The organism is Pseudomonas sp. URIL14HWK12:I5 (genome assembly GCF_900176445.1).
GTDB lineage: Bacteria > Pseudomonadota > Gammaproteobacteria > Pseudomonadales > Pseudomonadaceae > Aquipseudomonas > Aquipseudomonas monteilii.
Genome location: NZ_FWXQ01000007.1, coordinates 64,369 through 88,840, shown reverse-complemented (window position 1 = coordinate 88,840; position 24,472 = coordinate 64,369). Strand labels below are relative to the sequence as shown.

At 63.7% G+C, this 24,472-nt stretch carries 22 protein-coding genes; 15 read left to right on the top strand and 7 right to left on the bottom strand.

Features of this window, described 5'->3' with window-relative positions; genetic code table 11:
* The 3 genes from thrC (at window position 1) to B9A31_RS17110 (ending at window position 2,323) form a co-directional block, all read left to right on the top strand.
* Window positions 1-1,410, top strand: a complete 1,410-nt coding sequence (thrC, locus tag B9A31_RS17120; protein ID WP_084297168.1) for a threonine synthase — start codon at window positions 1-3, stop codon at window positions 1,408-1,410.
* A gap of 132 nt (window positions 1,411-1,542) precedes the next feature.
* Complete coding sequence (locus tag B9A31_RS17115; RefSeq protein ID WP_019097653.1) at window positions 1,543-1,962, top strand: ANTAR domain-containing protein; 420 nt, start codon at window positions 1,543-1,545, stop codon at window positions 1,960-1,962.
* Window positions 1,963-2,041: 79 nt separating this feature from the next.
* Window positions 2,042-2,323: a DUF3509 domain-containing protein gene (locus B9A31_RS17110; protein ID WP_019097652.1), complete on the top strand. Its 282-nt coding sequence runs from the start codon at window positions 2,042-2,044 to the stop codon at window positions 2,321-2,323.
* 138 nt (window positions 2,324-2,461) lie between these two features.
* Here B9A31_RS17110 and B9A31_RS17105 read toward each other — a convergent pair whose 3' ends face one another.
* Window positions 2,462-3,337 carry a TIGR02285 family protein gene (locus B9A31_RS17105; RefSeq protein ID WP_027615504.1) on the bottom strand — a complete coding sequence of 292 codons (876 nt, stop codon included), beginning with the start codon at window positions 3,335-3,337 and terminating at the stop codon, window positions 2,462-2,464.
* 21 nt (window positions 3,338-3,358) lie between these two features.
* Entirely contained in the window at window positions 3,359-4,558 is a 1,200-nt protein-coding gene (locus B9A31_RS17100; RefSeq protein ID WP_025753742.1) for a CaiB/BaiF CoA transferase family protein, read from the bottom strand.
* 131 nt (window positions 4,559-4,689) lie between these two features.
* Here B9A31_RS17100 and B9A31_RS17095 point away from each other — a divergent pair, with 131 nt between their 5' ends.
* From B9A31_RS17095 to B9A31_RS17085, 3 genes are all read left to right on the top strand, one after another.
* On the top strand, window positions 4,690-5,232 hold the full coding sequence (locus B9A31_RS17095; RefSeq protein ID WP_003252169.1) for a YaeQ family protein: 543 nt from the start codon (window positions 4,690-4,692) through the stop codon (window positions 5,230-5,232).
* Between the two features lie 8 nt (window positions 5,233-5,240).
* The gene (recJ, locus tag B9A31_RS17090) at window positions 5,241-6,950 is read left to right on the top strand and encodes a single-stranded-DNA-specific exonuclease RecJ (protein ID WP_025753741.1); all 1,710 of its coding nucleotides are present in this window, start codon (window positions 5,241-5,243) and stop codon (window positions 6,948-6,950) included.
* Between the two features lie 135 nt (window positions 6,951-7,085).
* Window positions 7,086-8,192, top strand: a complete 1,107-nt coding sequence (locus B9A31_RS17085) for an NADH:flavin oxidoreductase/NADH oxidase (protein WP_019097649.1) — start codon at window positions 7,086-7,088, stop codon at window positions 8,190-8,192.
* A gap of 159 nt (window positions 8,193-8,351) precedes the next feature.
* Here the strand turns inward: B9A31_RS17085 and B9A31_RS17080 are convergent, their stop codons facing one another.
* The 5 genes from B9A31_RS17080 to ydcS form a co-directional block, all read right to left on the bottom strand.
* A complete protein-coding gene (locus B9A31_RS17080) occupies window positions 8,352-9,776 on the bottom strand; it encodes a gamma-aminobutyraldehyde dehydrogenase (protein WP_084297167.1) in 1,425 nt (474 codons plus the stop codon).
* A 17-nt stretch (window positions 9,777-9,793) separates the two neighbouring features.
* Window positions 9,794-10,600 (bottom strand): ABC transporter permease, encoded by an 807-nt coding sequence (locus tag B9A31_RS17075; protein ID WP_019097647.1) that lies wholly within the window; start codon window positions 10,598-10,600, stop codon window positions 9,794-9,796.
* Window positions 10,590-11,501, bottom strand: coding sequence for an ABC transporter permease (locus tag B9A31_RS17070; RefSeq protein WP_016712985.1), 912 nt, complete (start codon window positions 11,499-11,501; stop codon window positions 10,590-10,592). The genes B9A31_RS17075 and B9A31_RS17070 overlap by 11 nt, the downstream gene beginning before the upstream one ends.
* A 1-nt stretch (window position 11,502) precedes the next feature.
* The gene (locus tag B9A31_RS17065; RefSeq protein WP_019097645.1) at window positions 11,503-12,534 is read right to left on the bottom strand and encodes an ABC transporter ATP-binding protein; all 1,032 of its coding nucleotides are present in this window, start codon (window positions 12,532-12,534) and stop codon (window positions 11,503-11,505) included.
* Between the two features lie 88 nt (window positions 12,535-12,622).
* On the bottom strand, window positions 12,623-13,774 hold the full coding sequence (ydcS, locus tag B9A31_RS17060) for a putative ABC transporter substrate-binding protein YdcS (protein WP_016712983.1): 1,152 nt from the start codon (window positions 13,772-13,774) through the stop codon (window positions 12,623-12,625).
* A gap of 216 nt (window positions 13,775-13,990) precedes the next feature.
* Here ydcS and B9A31_RS17055 point away from each other — a divergent pair, with 216 nt between their 5' ends.
* From B9A31_RS17055 to prfB, 9 genes are all read left to right on the top strand, one after another.
* Complete coding sequence (locus tag B9A31_RS17055) at window positions 13,991-14,674, top strand: tellurite resistance TerB family protein (RefSeq protein ID WP_019097644.1); 684 nt, start codon at window positions 13,991-13,993, stop codon at window positions 14,672-14,674.
* 149 nt (window positions 14,675-14,823) lie between these two features.
* Window positions 14,824-16,446 carry a methyl-accepting chemotaxis protein gene (locus tag B9A31_RS17050; protein ID WP_016712981.1) on the top strand — a complete coding sequence of 541 codons (1,623 nt, stop codon included), beginning with the start codon at window positions 14,824-14,826 and terminating at the stop codon, window positions 16,444-16,446.
* A 5-nt stretch (window positions 16,447-16,451) separates the two neighbouring features.
* Window positions 16,452-16,958: a chemotaxis protein CheW gene (locus B9A31_RS17045; protein ID WP_016712980.1), complete on the top strand. Its 507-nt coding sequence runs from the start codon at window positions 16,452-16,454 to the stop codon at window positions 16,956-16,958.
* Complete coding sequence (locus B9A31_RS17040) at window positions 16,955-18,226, top strand: CheR family methyltransferase (RefSeq protein WP_027609567.1); 1,272 nt, start codon at window positions 16,955-16,957, stop codon at window positions 18,224-18,226. The genes B9A31_RS17045 and B9A31_RS17040 overlap by 4 nt, the downstream gene beginning before the upstream one ends.
* Window positions 18,223-18,888, top strand: a complete 666-nt coding sequence (locus B9A31_RS17035; RefSeq protein WP_019097642.1) for a chemotaxis protein CheW — start codon at window positions 18,223-18,225, stop codon at window positions 18,886-18,888. Before B9A31_RS17040 ends, B9A31_RS17035 begins: the two co-directional genes overlap by 4 nt.
* On the top strand, window positions 18,885-21,188 hold the full coding sequence (locus B9A31_RS17030; RefSeq protein ID WP_025753738.1) for a hybrid sensor histidine kinase/response regulator: 2,304 nt from the start codon (window positions 18,885-18,887) through the stop codon (window positions 21,186-21,188). The genes B9A31_RS17035 and B9A31_RS17030 overlap by 4 nt, the downstream gene beginning before the upstream one ends.
* Entirely contained in the window at window positions 21,185-22,198 is a 1,014-nt protein-coding gene (gene wspF, locus B9A31_RS17025) for a Wsp signal transduction system protein-glutamate methylesterase WspF (RefSeq protein WP_019097640.1), read from the top strand. The genes B9A31_RS17030 and wspF overlap by 4 nt, the downstream gene beginning before the upstream one ends.
* Window positions 22,199-22,249: 51 nt before the next feature.
* Window positions 22,250-23,254: a Wsp signal transduction system regulator diguanylate cyclase WspR gene (wspR, locus tag B9A31_RS17020; RefSeq protein ID WP_019097639.1), complete on the top strand. Its 1,005-nt coding sequence runs from the start codon at window positions 22,250-22,252 to the stop codon at window positions 23,252-23,254.
* A gap of 116 nt (window positions 23,255-23,370) precedes the next feature.
* A protein-coding gene (gene prfB / locus B9A31_RS27065; protein WP_097083287.1) for a peptide chain release factor 2 occupies window positions 23,371-24,466 on the top strand; the annotation gives its coding sequence in 2 pieces (ribosomal slippage) (window positions 23,371-23,442 and window positions 23,444-24,466; 1,095 coding nt in all).
* The last annotated feature ends 6 nt before the right edge of the window (window positions 24,467-24,472 follow it).

The window sequence follows — 24,472 nt, the reverse complement described above, 5'->3', positions numbered from 1 at the left end:
ATGCGCTATATCAGTACCCGCGGCCAGGCACCGGCCCTGAATTTCGAAGACGTGCTGCTGGCTGGCCTGGCCAGTGACGGCGGCCTGTACGTTCCCGAGAACCTGCCACGCTTCACCCAGGAAGAAATCTCCTCGTGGGCCGGCCTGCCGTACCACGAACTGGCCTTCCGTGTGATGCGTCCGTTCGTCGAAGGCAGCATCGCCGACGCCGATTTCAAGAAAATCCTTGAAGAAACCTACGGCGAGTTCGCCCACGCCGCAGTCGCCCCGCTGCGTCAGCTGAACAGCAACGAGTGGGTGCTGGAGCTGTTCCACGGCCCGACCCTGGCGTTCAAGGACTTCGCCCTGCAACTGCTCGGCCGCCTGCTCGACCACGTGCTGGCCAAGCGCAACGAGCGCGTGGTGATCATCGGTGCCACCAGCGGTGACACCGGCTCCGCCGCCATCGAAGGCTGCCGCCGTTGCGACAACGTCGACATCTTCATCCTGCACCCGCACCAGCGCGTGTCGGAAGTGCAGCGCCGCCAGATGACCACCCTCTTCGGCGACAACATCCACAACATCGCCATCGAAGGCAACTTCGACGACTGCCAGGAAATGGTCAAGGCCAGCTTCGCTGACCAGTCGTTCCTCAAGGGCACCCGCCTGGTAGCGGTCAACTCGATCAACTGGGCGCGGATCATGGCCCAGATCGTCTACTACTTCCATGCAGCCCTGCAGTTGGGCGGCCCGGCGCGTTCGGTCGCGTTCTCGGTACCTACCGGCAACTTTGGCGACATTTTCGCCGGTTACCTGGCCCGCAACATGGGCCTGCCGGTCAGCCAGCTGATCGTCGCCACCAACCGCAACGACATCCTGCACCGCTTCATGAGCGGCAACCAGTATGTGAAGGAAACCCTGCACGCGACCCTGTCGCCGTCGATGGACATCATGGTTTCGTCCAACTTCGAGCGCCTGCTGTTCGACCTGCACGGCCGCAACGGTGGCGCCATCGCCGAACTGATGGCCAACTTCAAGCAGGGCGGTGGTTTCAGCGTCGAGCAAGACCGCTGGACCGAAGCGCGCAAGCTGTTCGACTCGCTGGCCGTCAGCGACGAGCAAACCTGCGAGACCATTGCCGAGGTGTTCGCCGCCACGGGTGAAGTGCTCGACCCGCATACCGCAATCGGCGTCAAAGCCGCGCGCGAGTGCCGTCGCAGCCTGGACACGCCGATGGTGGTGCTGGGTACCGCACACCCGGTCAAGTTCCCGGAAGCGGTGGAGAAGGCAGGTGTTGGCAAGGCGCTGGAGCTGCCAGCACACCTCAGCGACCTGTTCAGCCGTGAAGAGCGTTGCACGGTGTTGGCCAATGACCTGAAAGCAGTGCAGGACTTTGTCAGCCAGCACGGCAACCGCGGCAAGCCGCTTTAAGCATTACCTTCGAAAGGGGGCCGCAGCGCGGCCCGGTCCCTAGGACTTTTCCCGTGGTCACCACAGAAAAGTCCTATTAAGGCTGCCCCGCGCAAAGCCTAAATTAGCCGGTCCTCCCACCAGGAGCGGCTCATGTACCAGCCCTACGTGTTGATTCACCAGCCTCGCCCATCCCATCAGATCCTTCTGCACCAGGCCCTCAACGCCCAAGGCCTGTTCAACGTGCGCATCAGCGCAAACGCCAACGACCTGGACGCCTGCCTGAACGCTGAGCGTCGCCCCGACCTGCTGATTCTCGACCATGCCATGCCAACTCGCTCAGGCCTCGCCTTGCTCGCCCGGCAGCATCGGTCACGCGCGTTGCTGTTCGTCGGCAAGGCCACACCGAAGCATCAGAACCTAGCTCAGGAGGCAAGAAACCAAGGCCTGTGGGTGCTCGCCGAGCTCCCCTGGCCGCTGTCGATGCCGCGCCTGCAGCGTGCCCTGCAAACACTGCAGGCACGCCCCAGGCAGCGTATTCAAACTGTCATCTCATCCCCGCATGCTCACTGACGCGGGCGCGGTTTGACGAACTTTCTGCAGCGCCTGCTGGTCAGTTCCTTTAGATCCCACCACGCAGCGAGTGATCCGGATGGAAAGAATCTGCAGCCTGCTCAACGACGCCCTGACCCCCTATCAGATCCACCTCGGCATCACCGATGCCAATGGCAATCGCCAACTGACCGTTCATGACCGCCTCGCCGGCATCACCCTGCAGCGCACGGTCAGCGAGCGCCAGTTGCAGGAGCAACGCCTGTTGATCGATCTGGTGGATGGCCTGCACCGTGACCTGCAGATTGCCGAAGGGCGCTTGCAGCCCTGTGTGATCGCGGCATTGCAACAGCGTCAACAACCGCAGGGAACCTTTGCCTGAGTGGCTTATCAGACACTGTAGGGGCAGCCAGCCAGTGCTTTGCTCCGGCGCTGGCAAGGCTGTCACGGGAAGTCCCCAAGGACTTTCGCTTGGCCCCGGGCGTCTTCCCCAGCGTCCGGGGTTTCTTTTTTCAGGTGATCAAGGGGCTTCGAAGAAGCGCTTGCTGTCTTCCAGGTAGTCTTCCTGCAACGACGGGTCCAGCCAGTGCGCATACAAGCCAGGCAGCACGTCACGGCGCAAAGCAGGCAATAGCTGGTTGATATGCGCTACCACTTTGCGGCCCGACGGATTGTCAGAGCAGGCGACATGGAGAAACTGATAGCGCTCCACCCCCTGGACAGGATGAAACTGATAGTCGGCCAGTGAGCCGCCTTGCTGCTGAAGCAAGTAACGAACTTCATGCCAGTAGCCGAGCACCAAGCGTAGGCGCCCCAGTTTTTGCATTTGCAGCAGGTTAGCTGTGGCGTCGTTGCCATAGTGCCGGCTAAGCGCAGTATCAGGTAGCTGCTGCAGAATGGCGTCGATCTGCGTGCCATAGCTACGTTCGGCAACAATGCCCAGTTTCACCGGGGCGTTGCTCAGCAGGCCATGCAGGTCCACTTCCTGGCTGTCGAGGTAGGACGCTACCAGTGCCTGGTTTTCCTTGCGCAGCACCAGGCCACCACTGAGCACACCCAGCGTTGGCATGGAAAAAAGCGCATATTTGGCCCGTTCCGGGGTCCACAGCAGGGTCGGGTCGCAGGTGAATGTGTTTCGGTCTTGCAGCATCTGGATGCCGCGCGCCCGGTTGACCCGCACGATGGTGTGGTCGTACTCGGGCATCTGCCTGGTCAGCAGCGGCAATAGCTGGTCGATCACCCCTTGGCCTTTTTCCGGGCCTTCGAAAATGGTGAAGGGTGGCAGGTCGCGCACCAGCCAGAAGATGCGCTCCTTGGCGCTGGCAGGTTGCATGAGCAATGCGGGCAGTAGCCCGCATAGCAGGATCAGGTGGCGTAGCCAGTAGGCAGCGCGCATCGGCAAGGGCAGCGGCAGGCGTCAGACCGCGCCGGCCTGGCGCAGTCCGGCAATGGCCGCTGCGTCATAGCCCAGGCGGGTGAGCAGTGCCTCGGTGTGTTCGCCCAGCGCCGGGCCGACCCACTCGGTGGAGCCAGGTGTATCCGACAGCTTGGGCACGATGCCCGGCATGCGGAACGGCTTGCCATCCGGCAACTTGGCCTGCAGGAACATCTCTCGCGCCAGGTATTGCGGGTCGTTGAACATGTCCTCGGCCGAGTAGATGCGGCTGGCAGGTACCTCTGCCGTGGTCAGCACCTGCATCAGTTGGTCCAGCGGCAGGCTGTTGGCCCAGCGGTCAATCACCCCGTAGAGCTCGTCACGGCGCAGGTCGCGCCCATCATTGGTGGCCAGGGTAGGGTCATCCGCCAGGTCGGTGCGGCCAATCGCCAGCATGAAACGTTTGAAGATGGCATCGCCGTTGGCGCCAATCTGCACATGCTTGCCGTCGGCGCTGGTATGGATGGAGGAGGGTGTGATGCCCGGCATGATGTTGCCGGTGCGCTCGCGGATAAACCCGAACACATCGAATTCCGGCACCATGCTTTCCATCATGGCGAAGATCGCTTCATACAGCGCCACGTCCACAACCTGGCCCTGGCCGCCATTGACCTCACGGTGGCGCAGCGCCATTAACGCGCCAATCACCCCCCACAGGGCAGCAATCGAGTCACCGATGGAAATGCCCGTGCGCACCGGCGGGCGGTCGTCGAAGCCGGTAATGTAGCGCAGGCCACCCATCGACTCGCCCACCGCGCCGAAGCCGGGCTGGTCTTTCATTGGCCCGGTCTGGCCAAAGCCCGACAGGCGTACCATGACCAGGCGCGGGTTAAGGGCATGCAGCATATCCCAGCCCAGGCCGAGCTTTTCGAGCACGCCCGGGCGGAAGTTTTCGATCAGAATGTCGGCTTCGGCCAGCAGTTTTTTCAGCACCTCGCGGCCTTCGGGGTGCTTGAGGTTAAGCGTGAGCGACTGCTTGTTGCGTGCCTGCACGAACCACCACAGCGAAGTGCCCTCATACAGCTTTCGCCACTTGCGCAGCGGGTCGCCCCCATCCGGAGACTCGACCTTGATCACTTCGGCACCGAATTCGGCGCAGATGCGCGAGGCGAACGGCCCGGCAATCAGCGTGCCGAGTTCCACAACTTTAAGGCCGGCGAGGGGTTTGCTGGGCGTCGACATGGGGCATCCGTGGCAGCTGGGCAGAGCCGTGGTTTTATCACACGTCGGTTTCGCCGGGTACTGCTGCGGCGCATGGACGGTGCGGATGGGTTAGACTGTGCCACTTTTCTTTTGCACGAAGCCCCTCGACCATGGCCCAGCCGTCCACCACCTACAAGTTCGAATTGAATCTCACCGACCTTGATCGCAATGTCTACGAAAGCGTCAAGCAGACCATCGCTCGTCACCCGTCGGAAACCGAAGAGCGCATGGCAGTTCGTTTGTTGGCGTACGCGCTTTGGTACAACGAGAACTTGTCGTTTGGCCGTGGCCTGTCGGATGTCGATGAGCCGGCGCTGTGGGAAAAGAGCCTGGACGACCGCGTGCTGCACTGGATCGAAGTCGGCCAACCCGATGCCGACCGCCTGACCTGGTGCTCGCGCCGTACCGAGCGCACCAGCCTGCTGGCCTACGGCAGCCTGCGCGTGTGGGAAGGTAAAGTGGTGAGCGCGGTCAAGAACCTGAAGAACCTGAGCATTGCCGCTGTGCCACAGGAAGTGCTGGAAACCCTGGCCACCGACATGCCGCGCAGCATCAAGTGGGACGTGATGATCAGCGAAGGCACGGTGTTCGTGACTGACGACCGTGGCCAGCATGAAGTGCAACTGCAGTGGCTGCTCGGTGAGCGTGGCTGAAGCAACCCATGCGTATCGAACCTCGCCCCCTGCCGCCGACCCTGCCATTCCTCGGTAACCTGCCTCCCTTGCTGACCCGCCTGTACGCCGCGCGTGGCGTGCAAAGCGAGGCCGAGCTGGACAAAAGCCTGGCGCGTCTGCTGCCGTATCAGCAGCTCAAGGGCATCGAGGCCGGTGTTGACCTGCTGGTCGAGGCCCTCGACCAGCGCCAGCGTATCCTGATTGTGGGTGACTTCGATGCCGATGGTGCCACCGCCAGCACTGTCGGGGTGCTGGGCCTGCGCCTGCTGGGCGCGGCCCATGTCGATTACCTGGTGCCCAACCGGTTCGAGTACGGCTACGGCCTGACCCCGGAAATCGTCGAGGTGGCGCTGCAGCGTCAGCCGCAATTGCTGATTACCGTGGACAACGGCATTTCCAGCGTCGAGGGTGTGGCCGCTGCCAAGGCTGCCGGGCTCAAGGTACTGGTCACCGACCACCACCTGCCGGGTCAGCAACTGCCTGACGCCGATGCCATCATCAACCCCAACCAGCCGGGCTGTACGTTCCCGAGCAAGGCGCTGGCCGGGGTCGGGGTGATCTTCTATGTGCTGATGGCCCTGCGCGCCCGCTTGCGCAGCCTGGGGCGCTACGAGACGCAACCGCAGCCGAACATCGGCGAACTGCTCGACCTGGTCGCGCTGGGCAGCGTGGCCGATGTGGTGCCGCTGGATGCCAACAACCGCATCCTGGTGCATCAGGGCCTCGAGCGTATTCGTGCCGGCCGTGCCCGGCCAGGGCTGAAAGCCATTCTGGAAGTGGCCCGCCGTGACCACCGGCGCATTACCTCGACCGACCTGGGTTTCATCCTTGGCCCTCGGTTGAACGCTGCCGGTCGCCTGGACGACATGAGCCTGGGCATCGAGTGCCTGCTGTGCGAAGACGCGGCCCTGGCCCAGGACATGGCTCAACAGCTGGACGACCTGAACCAGGACCGCAAGTCCATCGAGCAGGGCATGCAGCGCGAAGCCCTGGCCCAGCTCAAGGACCTGCCGGTCGAGTCCATGCCTTATGGCCTGTGCCTGTTCGATGCAGATTGGCACCAAGGCGTGATCGGTATTCTGGCTTCGCGCCTGAAAGAACGTTATCACCGGCCGACTATCGCGTTTGCCGATGCCGGCGAGGGCATGCTCAAAGGTTCGGCGCGCTCTGTGCCGGGGTTCCACATCCGTGATGCACTGGATGCCGTGGCGGCCCGCCACCCAGAGCTGATCAGCAAGTTCGGCGGCCACGCCATGGCTGCGGGGCTGTCGTTGCCCGAGGGTAATTTCCCCGCATTTGCCGAAGCATTCGACGAAGAAGTGCGGCGCCAGTTGCGTGAGGAAGACCTCACCGGCCGGTTGCTGTCCGATGGCAGCCTGGCCGTGGAAGAGTTCCACCTCGACCTGGCCAAGGCCCTGCGCAACGCCGGCCCTTGGGGGCAGCACTTCCCCGAGCCGCTGTTCCATGGCGTGTTCCAGCTGGTGGAGCAGCGTGTGGTGGGCGAACGGCACCTGAAGGTGGTGCTCAAGAGCGAGTGCGGTTCGGTGCGGCTGGATGGTATTGCCTTCGGCATCGACCGCGAAGTGTGGCCGAACCCGACCGTGCGCTGGGTCGAGCTGGCCTACAAGCTGGATGTGAACGAGTTTCGTGGCAACGAAAGTGTGCAGTTGATGATTGCCCACATGGAGCCGCGCTGAGCGCACCGACAAATCCGAGGGAACCTACCCCCCACCCATTCTGGTCTAGTCTGAAGTTATGACCGGACCTGGGCCAGGGACGTGCAATTGAGTGTCCGGGCCGGATCACCATTGGAGTCCTTGGGAGGTGCCCTCATGAGCCTGCTGCTCGAGCCTTACACCCTGCGTCAGCTGACCCTGCCCAACCGCATCGCTGTGTCACCGATGTGCCAGTATTCCGCCGTCGATGGCCTGGCCAACGACTGGCACCTTGTTCATTTGGGCAGCCGCGCCGTGGGTGGTGCGGGCCTGGTTATCACTGAAGCCGTGGCGGTAACCGCCGATGGCCGCATCACCGCCGAAGACCTTGGCCTGTGGGACGACGCACAGATCGCCCCGCTGCAACGTATTACCCGCTTCATTACCGCACAGGGTGCCGTGCCTGGCATCCAGTTGGCCCACGCCGGTCGCAAGGCCAGTACCTATCGCCCATGGCTGGGCAAGCAGGGCAGCGTCAAGCTCGAAGACGGTGGCTGGCAGCCAGTAGGGCCATCGAAGATCGCGTTCGACCCACAACACACGCCGCCACATGAATTGAACCACGAAGAGATCCAGGGTGTGATCGCTGCCTTCGTCGCCTCGACCGAGCGCGCCTTGAAGGCCGGTTTCAAGGTGGTCGAAATCCACGCCGCCCATGGCTACCTGTTGCATCAGTTCCTGTCCCCGTTGAGTAACCAGCGCCGCGACGAGTACGGCAGCTGCTTCGAGAACCGCATCCGCCTGACCCTGCAGGTGGTCGAGGCCGTGCGCAAGATCTGGCCGGCCGAATTGCCGCTGTTGGTGCGGGTATCGGCAACCGATTGGGTCGAAGACGGCTGGAACCCCGATGAAACCGTCGAACTGGCCCGCCGACTGCGCGGGTTGGGGGTTGACCTGATCGACGTATCTTCCGGCGGCACCTCGGTAAACGCCGAGATCCCCACCGGCCCCGGCTACCAGACCCGCTTCGCCGAACGCGTGCGCAAGGAATCGGAAATCGCCACCGGCACTGTGGGCATGATCACCGAACCGGCCCAGGCCGAGCACATTTTGCGCACCGGCCAGGCCGACATCATCTTCCTCGCCCGCGAACTGCTGCGCGACCCATACTGGCCGCTGCATGCCGATGATGATCTGGGCGGTAACAAAGCTACCTGGCCCGCGCAGTACCAACGTGCGACCAGCCGGGCCAACCCGATTCACGAGTCGGACTTGCGCGACTGACTCAAGCTTTGCGCGGTCCCTGTAGGAGCGGCCTTGTGTCGCGAAAGGGCCGCGAAGCGGCCCCAGGTTTTCAGCTTCGCCGCTGAAATTGCCGGGGCCGCTTCGCGGCCCTTTCGCGACACAAGGCCGCTCCTACAACGATCGGGTATGCTCAGTGGGCTAGTGCTTGATCATCACATGCCGCACGCAGGTGTAATCCTCCAGCCCATACATCGACATATCCTTCCCATACCCCGAATGCTTCTGCCCGCCATGGGGCATTTCGCTCACCAGCATGAAGTGGGTGTTCACCCAGGTGCAGCCATACTGCAAGCGCGCCGCCAGGCGATGGGCGCGGCCGGTGTCGCGGGTCCATACCGATGAGGCCAGGCCGTAGTTGGAGTCGTTGGCCCATGCCAGCGCCTGCGCTTCGTCGGTGAAGCGCGTGACCGACACCACCGGGCCGAACACTTCGTTGCGCACGATCTCGTCATCCTGCTGGGCATCGGCCAGTACGGTCGGCTCGAAGAAGAAGCCCTCGCCATCGATCGCCTTGCCCCCCGTCACCAGGCGAATGTGCGGCTGGGCGATGGCGCGCTGTACCAGGCCGGCTACCTTGTCGCGGTGCTGGGCACTGATCAGTGGCCCCAGTTCGGTGTCCTCGGCATCTTGCAGGCCAGGTTTGAGGCTCGCGACGGCTTCACCCAGGCGCTCGACAAAGCGCTCGTAGATCCCGTCCTGCACATACAGGCGGCAGGCGGCGGTGCAGTCCTGGCCGGCGTTGTAGAAGCCGAAGGTGCGGATGCCGTCGATAGCAGCGTCGATGTCGGCATCGTCGAACACCAGCACCGGGGCCTTGCCGCCCAGTTCCATGTGCATGCGTTTCACGCTGTCGGCGGTGGCGCTGATGATGTGCGCGCCGGTTGGGATCGAGCCGGTCAGCGACACCATGCGCACCTTGGGGTGATTGACCAGCGGGTTGCCCACCGTCTGGCCGCGGCCGAACAGGATGTTCAGTACGCCCGGTGGCAGCAGGTCCTGAGACAGCTCACCCAGGCGCAGGGCGGTCAGTGGGGTCAATTCGGAAGGCTTGATCACCACGGTGTTGCCAGCGGCCAGAGCGGGGGCGATCTTCCAGGCCAGCATCATCAACGGGTAGTTCCACGGGGCAATCGAAGCGACCACGCCCAGCGGGTCGCGGCGGATCATCGAGGTGTGGCCCGGCAGGTACTCGCCGGCCGCCAAACCGCCCAGGCAGCGCGCAGCACCGGCAAAATAGCGGAACACGTCGGCAATGGCGGGGATTTCGTCATTCAACGCGGCACTCAGCGGCTTGCCGCAGTTCTGCGATTCCAGCCGGGCCAGTTCATCGCCATGGGCTTCGATGGCATCAGCCAGCGCCAGCAAGGCTTGCGAGCGGTCCTTGGGGCTGGTTTGCGACCAGCTGTCGAAGGCCTGGTCGGCGGCGCGCACGGCGCTGTCCACCTGGGCTTCGGTGGCTTCGTTGATCTGCGCCAGCGCAGTGCCCAGCGCCGGGTTCAGTACGGTCCAGGCCGGGCCTTCGCCTGCGACCAGCCGGCCATTGATCAGCATCTGCGTTTGCATCGGGAACTCCTCCAGGGTCATTTGCCACTGCCCGCGACGCTTTCGCCGCCACGGGTCAGGTAATAGGCGCCAAGGATCGGCAGCATGGTCACCAGCATCACCAGCATGGCGACCACGTTGGTCACCGGCACGTCGCGTGGGCGGCTGAGCTGGTTGAGCAACCAGATCGGCAGCGTGCGCTCGTGGCCGGCGGTGAAGGTGGTGACGATGATTTCATCGAACGACAGGGCAAAGGCCAGCATGCCACCGGCCAGCAGCGCCGAGCCGAGGTTGGGCAGGATGATGTAGCGGAAGGTTTGCCAGCCATCGGCACCCAGGTCCATCGAGGCTTCGATCAGGCTTTGCGAGGTGCGCCGCAGGCGGGCGATCACGTTGTTGTAGACGATGACCACGCAGAACGTGGCGTGGCCGACCACGATGGTGAATACACCGGGCTCTATGCCCAGCGTCTTGAACGCCGAGAGCAGGGCGATACCGGTAATGATGCCGGGTAGGGCGATGGGCAGGATGAGCATCAGCGAAATGCTTTCCTTGCCGAAAAAGCTGCGCCGGTACAGCGCCGCCGAGGCCAAGGTGCCGAGCACCAGGGCGATCAGCGTGGCCATGCAGGCCACCTGCAGCGACAGCTTGATCGCCTCCAGCACATCGGGCCGGGCGAAGGCCACGGCGAACCACTTCAGGGTAAAGCCCTTGGGCGGGAAGCTGAATGCCGCGTCTTCGGTGTTGAACGCATACAGGAAGATGATCAGGATCGGAAAATGCAAAAACAGCAACCCGCCCCAGGCCGCCAGGCGCAGCCCCGTTGACGCTTTTTCAGAGTGCATCGAAGGCCCCCAGGCGCTTGACGATGGACAGGTACACCGCAATCAGCACGATCGGCACCAGGGTGAACGCGGCGGCCATCGGCATGTTGCCGATCGCCCCTTGCTGGGCATAGACCATGCTGCCGATGAAGTAGCCGGGCGGGCCGACCAGTTGCGGCACGATGAAGTCGCCCAGGGTGAGCGAGAACGTGAAGATCGAGCCGGCCGCAATGCCCGGAATCGACAGCGGCAAGATCACCTGGACGAAGGTTTGCCCAGGCCGTGCGCCGAGGTCTGCCGAGGCTTGCAGCAGTGAAGGCGGCAGGCGCTCCAGCGAGGCCTGGATCGGCAGGATCATGAACGGCAGCCAGATGTACACGAACACCATGAAGCGCCCCAGGTGCGACGTCGACAGCGTGCTGCCGCCCACACCCGGCACGGCCAGCACCGCTTGCAGCAGCCCGTCCAGGTGCAGCTGCTGGACAAACCACTGCGCCACGCCGCCCTTGGCCAGCAGCAAGGTCCAGGCATAGGTCTTGACGATGTAGCTGGCCCACATCGGCATCATCACCGCGATGTAGAAAAACGCCTTGGTCTTGCCGCTGGTGTAGCGCGCCATGTAGTAGGCGATGGGGAAGGCCAGCACCGCGCTGGCCAACGACACGGCCACGGCCATGCCCAGGGTGCGCAGGATGATGTCGAAGTTCGACGGGTTGAACAGCGCGGCGAAGTTGCCCAGGGTGAGGTCCGGGGTCACCGCCATGGTGAAGTCGTCAAAGGTATAGAAGCCCTGCCACAGCAGGTTCAGCAATGAGCCCAGGTAGATCGCGCCAAACCAGGTCAGCGGCGGTACCAGCAGCAGCGCCAGGTACAGGTTGGGGCGCCGGTACAGCAGGTTGGACAGGCTACGCAGTGCACTCATGTCAGCGGGCCTCGGTTTCCTGCAGCACCGTCATGGCCTCGCGGGGCCAGTGCGCCAGTACCTGTTGCCCGGGCTGCCAGGCCTGGCCCTGTGCTTGCCAGCGGTCGTTGGCCTGGCTGACTGCCAGCAGCTGGCCGTTGTCCAGTTGCAACTCATAGCGAGTGGCGCTGCCTTGGTACTGGACATCGCGCAGCACGCCGTTGACCTGCACCTCATGGCTGGTCACCACAGGGTCGCCCAGGCGGATGTGCTCGGGGCGGATGGAGAAGGGTGCCGAGCTGCCGTTAAGCGCCATGGCCAGCTCGCCACGCACCACGTTGGAGGTGCCGACGAACTCGGCAACGAACGTGGTGGCAGGCTTCATGTACAGGTTGCGCGGTGTGTCGACCTGTTCGATGCGGCCGCGGTTGAACACCGCAACCCGGTCGGACATCGACAGCGCTTCGGTCTGGTCGTGGGTGACGAAGATGAAGGTGATGCCCAATTGGCGCTGCAGCTTTTTCAGCTCGCCCTGCATCTGCTCGCGCAACTTCAGGTCCAGCGCGCCCAGCGGCTCGTCCAGTAGCAGCACCCGCGGCCGGTTGACCAGTGCCCGGGCCAAAGCCACGCGCTGGCGCTGGCCGCCGGACAGCTGCGCCGGCTTGCGTGCGCCGTAACCGGCCAGGGCCACCATGGCCAGAGCCTCTTCGGCGCGTTTGTGGCGTTCGGCCTTGGCCACGCCTTTTACCTTCAGGCCATAGGCGATGTTGTCCAGCACGTTCATGTGCGGGAACAGGGCGTAGTCCTGGAACACGGTGTTGACGTCACGCTGATAGGGCGGCACGCCAGCGGCCTCGACACCGTGGATACGGATCGAGCCGCTGGTGGGTTGTTCAAAGCCGGCGATCAGGCGCAGGCAGGTGGTCTTGCCCGAGCCGGAAGGGCCGAGCATGGAGAAGAACTCCCCATCGATGATGTCGATACTGACCTGGTCGACGGCCTTGACCTCGCCGAAGGTGCGGGAAACCTGGGTGAACTGGACGGCTAGGGGCATGCGTGGGCTCCGGACATCAATGTTTCTCCTGTACTGGCCTCTTCGCGGGCTTGCCCGCGAAGAGGCCAGTACAGGCATTCAGGCAACCTCAGCGACCACCCATGATCGCAATGTAATCCTGGGTCCAGCGGCTATAAGGCACGAACTTGCCCCCCTGGGCCTGCGGGGTTTTCCAGAAGGCGATCTTGTCGAAGTTGTCGAACCCGTTGGTCTTGCATCCCTCGGCGCCCAGCAGCTCGCTACCGGTACACGCTGCCGGTACCGCCGGCAACGAGCCGAACCAGGCCGCCACGTCACCCTGCACCTTCGGCTGCAGCGACCAGTCCATCCATTTATAGGCGCAGTTGGGGTGCTTGGCCTCGCTGTGCAGCATGGTGGTGTCGGCCCAGCCGGTCGCACCTTCCTTGGGAATGGTCGAGGCTACTGGCTGGTTCTCGGCCTTAAGGCCATTGACCATGTAGCCCCAGGAGCTGGAGGCAACCACGCCTTCGTTCTTCACATCGCTCATCTGTACTGTGGCGTCATGCCAGTAACGGTGGATCAGCGGTTGCTGCTGGCGCAGCAGCTCGAGCACGGCCTTGTACTGTGCCTCGTTCAGCTCGTACGGGTCCTTGATGCCCAGCTCCGGCTTGGCCGATTTCAGGTACAGCGCCGCGTCGGCGATGTAGATCGGCCCGTCGTAGGCCTGCACGCGGCCTTTGTTCGGCTTGCCGTCGGGCAGGTTCTGCGGCTCGAACACCACGCCCCAGCTGGTGGGGGGCTGCTTGAAAGTATTGGTGTTGTACAGCAGCACGTTCGGCCCCCACTGGTACGGGGTGCCATAAACCTGCTTGTCGACCACGTACCAGCCACCGTTCTGCAAGCGAGGGTCGAGGTTTTTCCAGTTGGGGATCAGTGCGGTGTTGATCGGTTGCACGCGTTTGCCCACGATCAGCCGCAGCGAAGCATCGCCCGAGGCAGTGACCAGGTCGTAGCCGCCCTTGGTCATCAGGCTGACCATTTCGTCCGAGGTGGCGGCCGTTTTCACGCTGACCTTGCAGCCGGTTTCCTTCTCGAAACCGGTCACCCAGTCGTAGGCTTTGTCGCTTTCACCGCGCTCGATGTAGCCGGGCCAGGCGACGATATCCAGGCGCCCCTCGCCAGGCCCCAGGGCCTTGGGCGGTTCGGCAGCCTGCAGGCTGGCGCTGGCCAGCACGGCGCCCGTCATGGCGCCGAGCAATGCGGTCTTGTGCACTGACATGGTGTTCCCTCTTCTTGGAGATCTTGGTCGGGGCAGTCATCAAGCAAGCCGTGAAGCAATTGTTATAAGCGTAGTGCGGTTGCGCGAGGTATTGGCGATATCGAGTCTAGTTGGCTTTTTGCCAGCCAATGCAACATCCCGAAGCAAATCCACGATGGCGTGTACTGCGCCAAGCCTTACTCTGGCGATTGAATTTCCTTACGTGGAGACACGCGAATGAACACCCGGGGCTTGCTTGATCAACTCCTCAAATCCGGCCAGCAACTGCTCGAAAAGCAAGGGGGCGCCAGCAAGGCTGGCGGCGCTGCCGGTGGGCTTGGCGGGCTGTTGTCCGGAGCCGGTGGCGGCCTGTTGGGTGGCGGGGCACTGGGCCTGCTGCTGGGTAGCAAGAAGGCCCGCAAGTACGGCGGCAAGGCCCTGACCTACGGTGGCCTGGCCGCGCTGGGGGTGCTGGCCTATAAAGCCTACGGCAACTGGCAGGCCAACCAGCGGGTGGCCGCAGCCGAACCGCAAACCGTCGACCGCCTGCCGCCCGCCCAGGCCGAGCAGCACAGCCAGGCCGTGCTGCGGGCGCTGGTGGCGGCGGCCAAGTCCGATGGCCACATCGACGAGCGCGAGCGGGCGCTGATCGAAGGTGAATTCACCCGCCTGGACAGCGACCGCGAACTGCAGCACTGGCTGCATGCCGAACTGAACAAACCGCTGGACCCGGCCGAAGTGGCCCGCGCTGCGCAAACGCCAGAGATGGCGGCCGAGATGTACCTGGCCAGCGTGTTGATGGTCGATCAGGAAAACTTCATGGAGCGTGCCTACCTGGATGAACTGGCCCGCCAACTGCGCCTGGACCCGGCGCTGCGCCAGGAGCTGGAGAGCCAGGCACGGATAGCCGCAGGCCAGTGATTGAGCGCACTGGGGCTGCAAAGCAGCCCCAGTGGCATGTCCATCAGTAGGGATGCCTGTTTACCCCTCATTTCACCCGCAAATCTGTAAGGCCTCTGGGCTATACTTCGGCGATTTTCCCGCTCGTTGTGAATTCCTGAGGGCTGAATGTGAAGAACTGGACCTTGCGCCAACGGATCCTGGCAAGTTTCGCCGTGATCATCGCCATCATGCTGCTGATGATCGTGGCCGCCTACTCGCGGTTGGTCGCCATCGAAACCGCCGAAGAGGCGGTGGGGACCGACAGCATTCCCGGGGTCTACTACAGCTCGATGATCCGCAGTGCCTGGGTCGACAGCTATGTCACCAGCCAGCAACTGGTGGGCCTGTCCAACCACCGCGAAATCACTTCGGCCGACATGGAGCTGTTCAAAAGCTTTGAAGACAGGCTCAAGCAACACATGGCCAGCTACCAGGCCACCATTCAAGAAAAAGACGACCAGACCCGCTTCGATGCCTTCGTTCAGCTCGAAGAGACCTACATGAAGCTGATAGGCCAGGTACTGGATGCTTATCGCCAGCACAATTACGACGAAGCCCAGCGACTGATTACCGATGTACTCACCCCTGCCTGGGTGGACGGGCGCAAGCACCTGAATGAAGTGATCGAGAACAACCGGGCTTCTGCCGACGCGGCCACCAACGAAATCGTCAGCGCCGTGAGCACGGCCAAAGGCAGCATGGTGGTTTCGCTGCTGCTGGCAATCGTCGCCGCCGGCATTTGCGGCCTGTTGCTGATGCGTGCCATCACCGCCCCCATGCAGCGCATCGTCCATGCCCTCGACAAGCTGCGCTCCGGCGACCTGAGCATGCGCCTGAGCCTGGACCGCAAAGACGAGTTCGGCGCCATCGAAAGCGGTTTCAACGAAATGGCCGAGGCACTGGCCAACCTGGTGGCCCAGGCCCAGCGCTCGTCGGTGCAGGTAACCACTTCGGTCACTGAAATCGCCGCTACATCCAAACAACAGCAGGCCACCGCTACCGAGACGGCCGCCACCACCACGGAAATTGGCGCTACCTCGCGGGAGATTGCCGCCACCTCGCGTGACCTGGTGCGCACCATGACCGAAGTCACCTCGGCTGCCGACCAGGCTTCCAGCCTTGCAGGCTCCGGCCAGCAGGGCCTGGCGCGCATGGAGGAGACCATGCACCAGGTGATGGGCGCTGCCGACCTGGTCAATGCCAAGCTCGGCATCCTCAATGAAAAGGCCAGCAACATTACCCAGATGGTGGTGACCATCGTCAAGGTCGCCGACCAGACCAACCTGCTGTCGCTCAACGCTGCCATCGAAGCGGAAAAAGCCGGCGAGTACGGCCGTGGCTTTGCCGTGGTGGCCACTGAAGTGCGCCGCCTGGCCGACCAGACCGCCGTGGCCACCTACGACATCGAGCAGATGGTGCGCGAGATCCAGTCGGCGGTATCGGCCGGGGTCATGGGCATGGACAAGTTCTCCGAAGAGGTGCGCCGCGGCATGTTCGAGGTGCAACAGGTGGGCGAGCAGCTCAGCCAGATCATTCACCAGGTGCAGGCTTTGGCGCCGCGTGTGCTGATGGTCAACGAAGGCATGCAGGCCCAGGCGACCGGTGCCGAGCAGATCAACCAGGCGCTGGCCCAGCTCAGCGATGCCAGCACCCAGACTGTCGAGTCGCTGCGCCAGGCCAGTTTTGCCATCGATGAGCTGAGCCAGGTGGCCGCCGGCCTGCGTGGCGGCGTGTCGCGCTTCAAAGTCTGACCGCGATGAACCACTTGCAACCGCACGCCGCACGGGCGGACAACGCCAAAGGGGCGCTGTACCTGCAGTTTCGTATCGGGGAACAGCGTTTTGCCCTGAGCGTGCACGAGGTCATCGAGGTGTTGCCGCGCCAGCCGCTCAAACCGATAGCCCAGGCGCCAGGCTGGGTCGCGGGAATCCTTTCCCATCGTGGGCAATTGGTACCGGTGATCGACCTTGCTGCGCTGAGTTTTGGCCAGCCAGCGGCACACCGCACCAGTACCCGTCTGGTGTTGGTGCATTATCGGGGTGGCCTGCAACTGGGGCTGATCCTGGAGCAGGCCACCGAGACGTTGCGCTGCCACCCCGACGAGTTCCAGCCCTATGGTGTGGACAGCGGCGAAGCCCCTTACCTGGGGCCTGTACGCCAGGATGACCAAGGCCTGCTGCAACGCATCGAGGTCAACGATCTGTTGCCAGATGCCGTGCACCAACTGCTGTACACGGTTGAGCCGACAGGGATGCCGACATGAACGAACGTTTCTTCCGTTTCTTGCGCGAGCGCATTGGCCTGGATGTCGAATCGGTGGGTGCGCCCATGGTCGAGCGCGCGCTGCGCCAGCGTTGCGTGGCCATGAACGCCATCGACCTGGATGATTACTGGCTGCGCCTGCAGCAGTCGGCCGATGAACAACAGGCGTTGATCGAAGCGGTGATCGTCCCGGAAACCTGGTTCTTCCGCTACCCGGAATCCTTCACAGCCCTGGCCAGCCTGGCACACAAGCGCCTGGCCGAATTGGCCGGGGCACGGCCACTGCGCCTGCTCAGCCTGCCATGCTCGACAGGCGAGGAGCCCTATTCCCTGGCCATGGCCCTGCTCGACGCCGGCATCGCGCCGGGGGCGTTCCTGATCGACGGCATGGACATCAGCCCCAATTCGGTGGCCAAGGCCGGGAAGGCCGTATACGGGCGCAACGCCTTCCGGGGCAGCGACCTGGGCTTTCGCGAGCGCTACTTCGATGCCCTCGACGAAGGCCATCGCCTGCATGATCGGGTGCAGCAGCAAGTGAGCCTGCAAGTGGGCAATGTGCTCGACCCGGCGTTGGCCACCCGCGATGGCCTGTACGACTTCGTGTTCTGCCGCAATCTGTTGATCTACTTTGACGTGGCGACCCAGCAGCGTGTGTTCGAAGTGCTCAAGCGTCTGCTGCATCCCCAGGGTGTGTTGTTCATCGGCCCGGCCGAAGGCAGCTTGCTGGCGCGGATGGGGATGCGCCCGCTGGGCATTGCCCAATCGTTCGCCTACGTGCGCCAACAAGGCAGTAGCGCCCCACAGGTCGTGGCCCCGGCACAACCTGCACGGCGTACCGTGCTACCGCAGGCCTCGGTGGGTTATCCACCCTCCGTCGCGCCATTGCCGCGTCCGTTACGGGCAGTACCGGTGGTCGCTAGACCCGCGCCGGCCCGCGAACCCAAACGCGAGGACGCAAACGAACTGCTGGCCAGTATCGCCCGGCTTGCCAATGCTGGCGCCAGCGAACAGGCGCGTGCCGAATGCCAGCGCTACCTGGGCCAGTACGCGCCGTCGGCACAGGTTTACTACTGGCTGGGGTTGCTCAGTGATACCGACGGCGATGCGCAACAGGCACTGACCCACTACCGCAAGGCGCTGTACCTTGAGCCGCAACACCCTGAGGCTCTGGTGCACCTGGCGGCCTTGCTGGCGGCCCAGGGCGACCAGGCCGGTGCCCGACGCCTGCAGGAGCGTGCAGCGCGGGTTGGCCGGGAGCCTGAACGATGAAGGGTGACTCTGCGATGCAGCTACTCGCCGAAGACGACGCGCACATCGACGATTGCTGGAACCGTATTGGTGTGCACGGCGACAAGCAATGCCCACTGTTGGAACGTCATGTTCACTGTCGCAATTGCGACGTGTATGCGGCAGCGGCCACACGCCTGCTTGACCGCTACGCACTGATGCAGGACCACCAGGCCGCGGCGGCGCAGCCGGTCGAGGAAAACACTGGCCGTTCCATGCTGTTGTTCCGTCTGGGCGAAGAGTGGTTGGCACTGGCCACCGCCAGCCTGGCCGAAATCGCCCCATTGCAGGCTGTGCATTCGCTGCCGCACCAGCGCTCGCGGGTGTTGCAGGGGGTTGCCAATGTTCGCGGTGCCCTGGTGCCGTGCCTGTCACTGGCCGATTTGCTGGGCGTACAAGCCGGCACCGCCGAGCAACGTAGCGGCAGGGTGATGCCACGCATGCTGATTCTGGCTGCCGAAGGTGGCCCTGTGGTAATGGCCGTAGAGGAAATCGACGGTATTCACCGGCTCGACCCGCTGCTGCTGGACAGTGGCCAGGACGCCACGCGCTTCACTGCCGCAGTGCTGCAGTGGCGCGGCCGTAGCGTGCGAGTGCTGGACGATCAACACTTACTGTCTGCCGTGCAGCGGAGCCTGTCATGACCCCAGAGCAAATGCGCGATGCATCGTTGCTCGAGCTGTTCAGCCTGGAGGCCGAGGCGCAAACCCAGGTGCTCAGCGCCGGCCTGATGGCGCTGGAGCGCAACCCCACCCAGGCCGACCAGCTTGAGGCCTGCATGCGCGCCGCCCATTCGCTGAAGGGGGCCGCGCGTATCGTCGGGGTGGATGCCGGCGTGAGTGTCGCCCACGTCATGGAAGATTGCCTGGTAGCCGCCCAGGAGGGTCGCTTGCGTTTGAGCGCCGAGCACATCGACGCGCTGTTGCAGGGGACCGACTTGCTGATGCGCATCGCCACACCAGGCGATGCCGTGGCGCAGGCGACCTTGCCGGTATTTCTTGCGCAAATGGCCAGCTTGCTCGACCCTGGCGCTGCAACCGTGCCTGCGGTGCCGCTGGCGGCCCCCCTGCAAGCGGAACCGCTGGTGGCAACCTTGCCGTCTGAACCGGCGGTAGTGCCAGTGGACCCGGCTGAACCCGAGCCGGAGCCCGAGCCTGCCCTGCGGCGCAAACCCGGCAAGCGCGTTGGCGAAGGTGCCGAGCGGGTACTGCGTGTCACCGCCGACCGCCTTAACAGCCTGCTCGACCTGTCCAGCAAGTCGCTCGTGGAAACCCAGCGGCTCAAGCCGTACCTGGCCACTTTGCAGCGACTCAAACGCATGCACGGTCAGGGCATGCAGGCGCTCGACGGCCTGCGCTTGCAACTGGAGGACAGTGGCCAAAGCAACGAGGTGCTCGAAGCCCTGGCGCAAACCCAGCGGCTGCTGGCGGAAACCCAGCAAATCCTGCAGCAGCAGGCGGCTGACCTGGACGAGTTCGGCTGGCAAGCCAGCCAGCGTGCGCAGTTGCTCTACGACACCGCCCTGGCCTGCCGGATGCGCCCGTTCGCCGACGTGTTGACCGGGCAAAGCCGTATGGTGCGTGACCTTGGGCGCTCGCTGGGTAAACCGGTGCGACTGGTGGTGGACGGCGAGAAGACCCAGGTCGACCGCGATGTGCTGGAAAAGCTCGAAGCGCCCCTGACTCACCTGTTACGCAATGCCGTCGACCACGGTATCGAACTGCCAGAAAGGCGGCTGCTGGCGGGCAAGCCAGACGAGGGTGTGATCCGCCTGCGCGCTTCGCACCAGGCCGGCATGCTCAGCCTGGAGTTGATCGACGATGGTGCCGGCATCGACCTGGAGCGCCTGCGCAGCAGCATCGTCGAGCGTGCCCTGTCACCTGCCGACACGGTGGCGCGGATGAGCGATGCGGAACTGCTGACGTTCCTGTTCCTGCCCGGTTTCAGCTTGCGTGACAAGGTCACCGAAGTGTCCGGGCGCGGCGTGGGGCTGGATGCGGTGCAGCACATGGTTCGCGAACTGCGCGGCTCGATCGAGCTGACGCAGGTGGCGGGGCAGGGCTGTCGCTTCCATTTGCAGGTGCCGCTGACCCTGTCGGTGGTGCGTAGCCTGGTAGTCGAGGTGGGCGGTGAAGCCTACGCCTTCCCGCTGGCCCATATCGAACGCACGCTGGAGGTGACCGCTGAACAGATCGTTCAGATCGAAGGCCGTCAGCACTTCTGGCACGAAGGCCGGCACATTGGCCTGGTGGCGGCCAGCCAGTTGCTCAACCGTCCAGCCGGGCAAAGTGACGAAGCCAGCCTGCGGGTGGTGGTAATCCGTGAGCGCGAGCAACTCTACGGTGTGGCCGTGGAGCGCCTGGTGGGCGAGCGTGTGTTGGTGGTGATGCCACTCGACCCCCGGCTGGGCAAGGTGCAGGACATTTCCTCCGGCGCCTTGCTGGATGATGGCTCGGTGGTACTGATCGTCGATGTCGAAGACTTGCTGCGCTCGGTGGAAAAACTGCTCAGCACCGGCAGCCTGGAACGCATCGAGCGCGGCAGCAGTGGCGTTCGTGGCGTGACCCGCAAGCGGGTGCTGGTAGTCGATGACTCGCTGACCGTGCGCGAACTGCAGCGCAAGCTGCTGGGTAACCGTGGCTACGACGTGGCGGTGGCGGTGGATGGCATGGACGGCTGGAACGCCCTGCGCGGCGAGGACTTCGACTTGCTGATCACCGACATCGACATGCCGCGCATGGACGGTATCGAACTGGTGACCCTGGTGCGCCGCGATCAGCGCCTGCAATCGCTGCCCGTGATGGTGGTGTCCTACAAAGACCGTGAGGAAGACCGACGGCGCGGCCTGGATGCCGGCGCTGACTACTATTTGGCAAAGGCCAGTTTCCACGACGATGCGTTGCTGGATGCTGTGGTGGAGCTGATCGGAGGTGCTCAGGGATGAAGATCGCCATCGTCAATGACATGCCCATCGCCGTCGAGGCGCTGCGTCGCGCGGTCGCCTTCGAGCCCGCGCACCAGGTGGTGTGGGTAGCCAGCAATGGCGCCGAAGCGGTGCAGCGTTGCACCGAACAGTTGCCGGACCTGATCCTCATGGACCTGATCATGCCGGTCATGGACGGCGTGGAGGCCACCCGGCGGATCATGGCCGAAACCCCGTGCGCCATCGTCATCGTTACGGTCGATCGCAAACAGAACGTGCATCGGGTGTTCGAGGCCATGGGCCATGGCGCCCTCGACGTGGTCGATACGCCGGCGCTGGGGGCTGGTGATGCCCGTGAAGCGGCCGCACCACTGCTGCGCAAAATTCTCAATATCGGCTGGCTGGTCGGCCAGCAGCGAGCCCCGGCAGCAAGGCCGGTGGCGACACCGTTGCGCGAGGCTTCCCAACGTCGCGGGCTGGTGGCGATCGGCTCGTCGGCGGGTGGCCCGGCAGCGCTTGAAGTACTGCTCAAGGGCTTGCCGGCCGCGTTTCCGGCGGCCATCGTGCTGGTCCAGCATGTGGACCAGGTGTTTGCCGCCGGCATGGCCGAATGGCTCAGCAGCGCAGCGGGCCTGCCGGTGCGCCTGGCCCGTGAAGGCGAACCACCGCAGCCCGGGCAGGTGTTGCTGGCCGGTACCAACCACCACATTCGGCTGCTACAGAACGGCCAACTGGCCTACACTGCCGAACCTGTCAATGAAATCTACCGGCCCTCGATCGATGTGTTCTTCGAGAGCGTGGCACGTTACTGGAATGGCGATGCGGTGGGTGTGCTGCTTACCGGCATGGGGCGCGACGGCGCCCAAGGCCTGAAACTGATGCGTCAGCAGGGTTTTCTGACCATTGCCCAGGACCAGGCCAGCAGTGCAGTGTACGGCATGCCCAAGGCCGCTGCGGCCATCGATGCCGCCGTGGAAATCCGCCCGCTGGAACGCATCGCCGGGCGCTTGATGGAATTTTTCGCAAAATGACGAAATGTATTGAATCACGCCGCCAGACCGGTCGTGATCGGGTGAACAGGTATGAATGATTTACCGATCGAAGGTTTCGTGACCCCCAACGAAAACTCGGCGATGGTGCTGCTGGTCGACGACCAGGCCATGATCGGCGAAGCGGTGCGGCGTGGCCTGGCCAATGAAGACAACATCGACTTCCACTTCTGCGCCGACCCGCACCAGGCGGTGACCCAGGCCATGCGCATCAAGCCGACGGTCATCCTTCAGGACCTGATCATGCCTGGCCTGGACGGCTTGACCCTGGTGCGCGAATACCGTAACAACCCGGCGACCCAGGACATCCCGATCATCGTTCTGTCGACCAAGGAAGACCCGCTGGTCAAGAGCGCGGCCTTTGCCGCCGGTGCCAACGATTACCTGGTCAAGTTGCCCGACACCATCGAGCTGGTGGCGCGTATCCGCTACCACTCGCGCTCGTACCTCACCCTGCTGCAACGCGACGAGGCCTACCGTGCCCTGCGCGTCAGCCAGCAGCAGTTGCTCGATTCCAACCTGATGCTGCAGCGTCTGATGAACTCCGATGGCCTGACCGGGCTGTCCAATCGCCGCCACTTCGACGAGTACCTGGAGCTGGAGTGGCGCCGGGCGATGCGTGAACAACAGCAGTTGTCGTTGCTGATGATCGACGTCGACTACTTCAAGGCCTATAACGACAGCTTTGGTCACCTGGCCGGCGACGAGGCGTTGCGCCAGGTCGCCGAAGCCATTCGGGCTTCGTGTTCGCGGCCCACCGACCTGCCGGCACGTTATGGCGGCGAGGAGTTTGCCCTGGTACTGCCCAACACCTCGCCTGGTGGGGCACGCCTGGTGGCCGAGAAGCTGCGCCAGACCGTATTGGGGCTGGGCATCCCGCATACCGCGCCAGTGGCCGACTCGTACCTGACCGTGAGCATTGGCCTGGCCACCCAGACCCCGGCCGTCGGCAGCCATTGCCGGCAGTTGATTTCTGCGGCGGACAAAGGCCTGTACCTGGCCAAGAATGGCGGCCGTAACCAGGTCGGCATCGCCTGACATGGGTTTTTTGTTGGTCTTTTCGCGTGTGCTGACTGCCCGGCGGGTCTGCCGCCGTGCGGCGGACTCGGTTATACTCGCGGGCTTTTCACCGAATTCGCACGAGTAGCCAGCCCATGGAAATCCAACCGATCCTGAACACAATCAAGGACCTCACCGAGCGTTCCCAGTCAATTCGGGGGTATCTTTGACTACGATCACAAGCATGACCGCCTGATCGAAGTCAACCGCGAGCTGGAAGACCCCAACGTCTGGAACAAACCCGAGTACGCCCAGGCCCTGGGCCGTGAGCGTGCCATGCTGGCCCAGGTCGTCGAGACCCTGGACAAACTGTCCAACGGCCTGGGCGACTGCCAGGACCTGCTCGACATGGCCGTCGAGGAAAATGACGAAGGCGCCGTCAGCGACGTCGTGACCGAGCTGGAAGGCCTGGAAGAAAATCTGGCCCAGCTTGAGTTCCGTCGCATGTTCAGCGGCGAGATGGACATGAACAACGCCTACCTGGACATCCAGGCCGGGTCCGGTGGTACCGAAGCGCAGGACTGGGCCAACATCCTGCTGCGCATGTACCTGCGTTGGGCCGACAAGCGTGGTTTCGACGCCACCATCATCGAGCTCTCCGAAGGCGAAGTCGCCGGTATCAAAGGCGCGACCGTGCACATCAAGGGTGAATACGCCTTCGGCTGGCTGCGGACTGAAATCGGCGTGCACCGTCTGGTGCGCAAGAGCCCGTTCGACTCCGGTGCCCGTCGTCACACCTCGTTCTCGGCAGTGTTCGTGTCGCCCGAAATCGACGACAAGGTCGAGATCGAGATCAACCCGTCCGACCTGCGCATCGACACCTACCGCTCCTCCGGTGCCGGTGGTCAGCACGTTAACACCACCGACTCGGCCGTACGTATCACCCACGTACCGACCAACACCGTGGTGGCCTGCCAGAACGAACGTTCCCAGCACGCCAACAAGGACACCGCCATGAAAATGCTGCGGGCCAAGTTGTACGAGCTGGAAATGCAGAAACGCAACGCCGCCTCGCAGGCGCTGGAAGACAGCAAGTCGGACATCGGCTGGGGCCACCAGATCCGCTCGTACGTGCTGGATGACTCGCGCATCAAGGACTTGCGTACCGGCGTCGAGCGCAGCGATTGCCAGAAGGTGCTGGACGGCGACCTCGACCAGTACCTGGAAGCGAGCCTCAAGCAAGGGCTGTAAGCCGCA

Coding starts and splice junctions, on each gene's coding strand:
- thrC (WP_084297168.1), top strand. CDS start 1: ATGCGCTATATCAGTACCCGCGGCCAGGCACCGGCCCTGAATTTCGAA.
- B9A31_RS17115 (WP_019097653.1), top strand. CDS start 1,543: ATGTACCAGCCCTACGTGTTGATTCACCAGCCTCGCCCATCCCATCAG.
- B9A31_RS17110 (WP_019097652.1), top strand. CDS start 2,042: ATGGAAAGAATCTGCAGCCTGCTCAACGACGCCCTGACCCCCTATCAG.
- B9A31_RS17105 (WP_027615504.1), bottom strand. CDS start 3,337: ATGCGCGCTGCCTACTGGCTACGCCACCTGATCCTGCTATGCGGGCTA.
- B9A31_RS17100 (WP_025753742.1), bottom strand. CDS start 4,558: ATGTCGACGCCCAGCAAACCCCTCGCCGGCCTTAAAGTTGTGGAACTC.
- B9A31_RS17095 (WP_003252169.1), top strand. CDS start 4,690: ATGGCCCAGCCGTCCACCACCTACAAGTTCGAATTGAATCTCACCGAC.
- recJ (WP_025753741.1), top strand. CDS start 5,241: ATGCGTATCGAACCTCGCCCCCTGCCGCCGACCCTGCCATTCCTCGGT.
- B9A31_RS17085 (WP_019097649.1), top strand. CDS start 7,086: ATGAGCCTGCTGCTCGAGCCTTACACCCTGCGTCAGCTGACCCTGCCC.
- B9A31_RS17080 (WP_084297167.1), bottom strand. CDS start 9,776: ATGCAAACGCAGATGCTGATCAATGGCCGGCTGGTCGCAGGCGAAGGC.
- B9A31_RS17075 (WP_019097647.1), bottom strand. CDS start 10,600: ATGCACTCTGAAAAAGCGTCAACGGGGCTGCGCCTGGCGGCCTGGGGC.
- B9A31_RS17070 (WP_016712985.1), bottom strand. CDS start 11,501: ATGAGTGCACTGCGTAGCCTGTCCAACCTGCTGTACCGGCGCCCCAAC.
- B9A31_RS17065 (WP_019097645.1), bottom strand. CDS start 12,534: ATGCCCCTAGCCGTCCAGTTCACCCAGGTTTCCCGCACCTTCGGCGAG.
- ydcS (WP_016712983.1), bottom strand. CDS start 13,774: ATGTCAGTGCACAAGACCGCATTGCTCGGCGCCATGACGGGCGCCGTG.
- B9A31_RS17055 (WP_019097644.1), top strand. CDS start 13,991: ATGAACACCCGGGGCTTGCTTGATCAACTCCTCAAATCCGGCCAGCAA.
- B9A31_RS17045 (WP_016712980.1), top strand. CDS start 16,452: ATGAACCACTTGCAACCGCACGCCGCACGGGCGGACAACGCCAAAGGG.
- B9A31_RS17040 (WP_027609567.1), top strand. CDS start 16,955: ATGAACGAACGTTTCTTCCGTTTCTTGCGCGAGCGCATTGGCCTGGAT.
- B9A31_RS17035 (WP_019097642.1), top strand. CDS start 18,223: ATGAAGGGTGACTCTGCGATGCAGCTACTCGCCGAAGACGACGCGCAC.
- B9A31_RS17030 (WP_025753738.1), top strand. CDS start 18,885: ATGACCCCAGAGCAAATGCGCGATGCATCGTTGCTCGAGCTGTTCAGC.
- wspF (WP_019097640.1), top strand. CDS start 21,185: ATGAAGATCGCCATCGTCAATGACATGCCCATCGCCGTCGAGGCGCTG.
- wspR (WP_019097639.1), top strand. CDS start 22,250: ATGAATGATTTACCGATCGAAGGTTTCGTGACCCCCAACGAAAACTCG.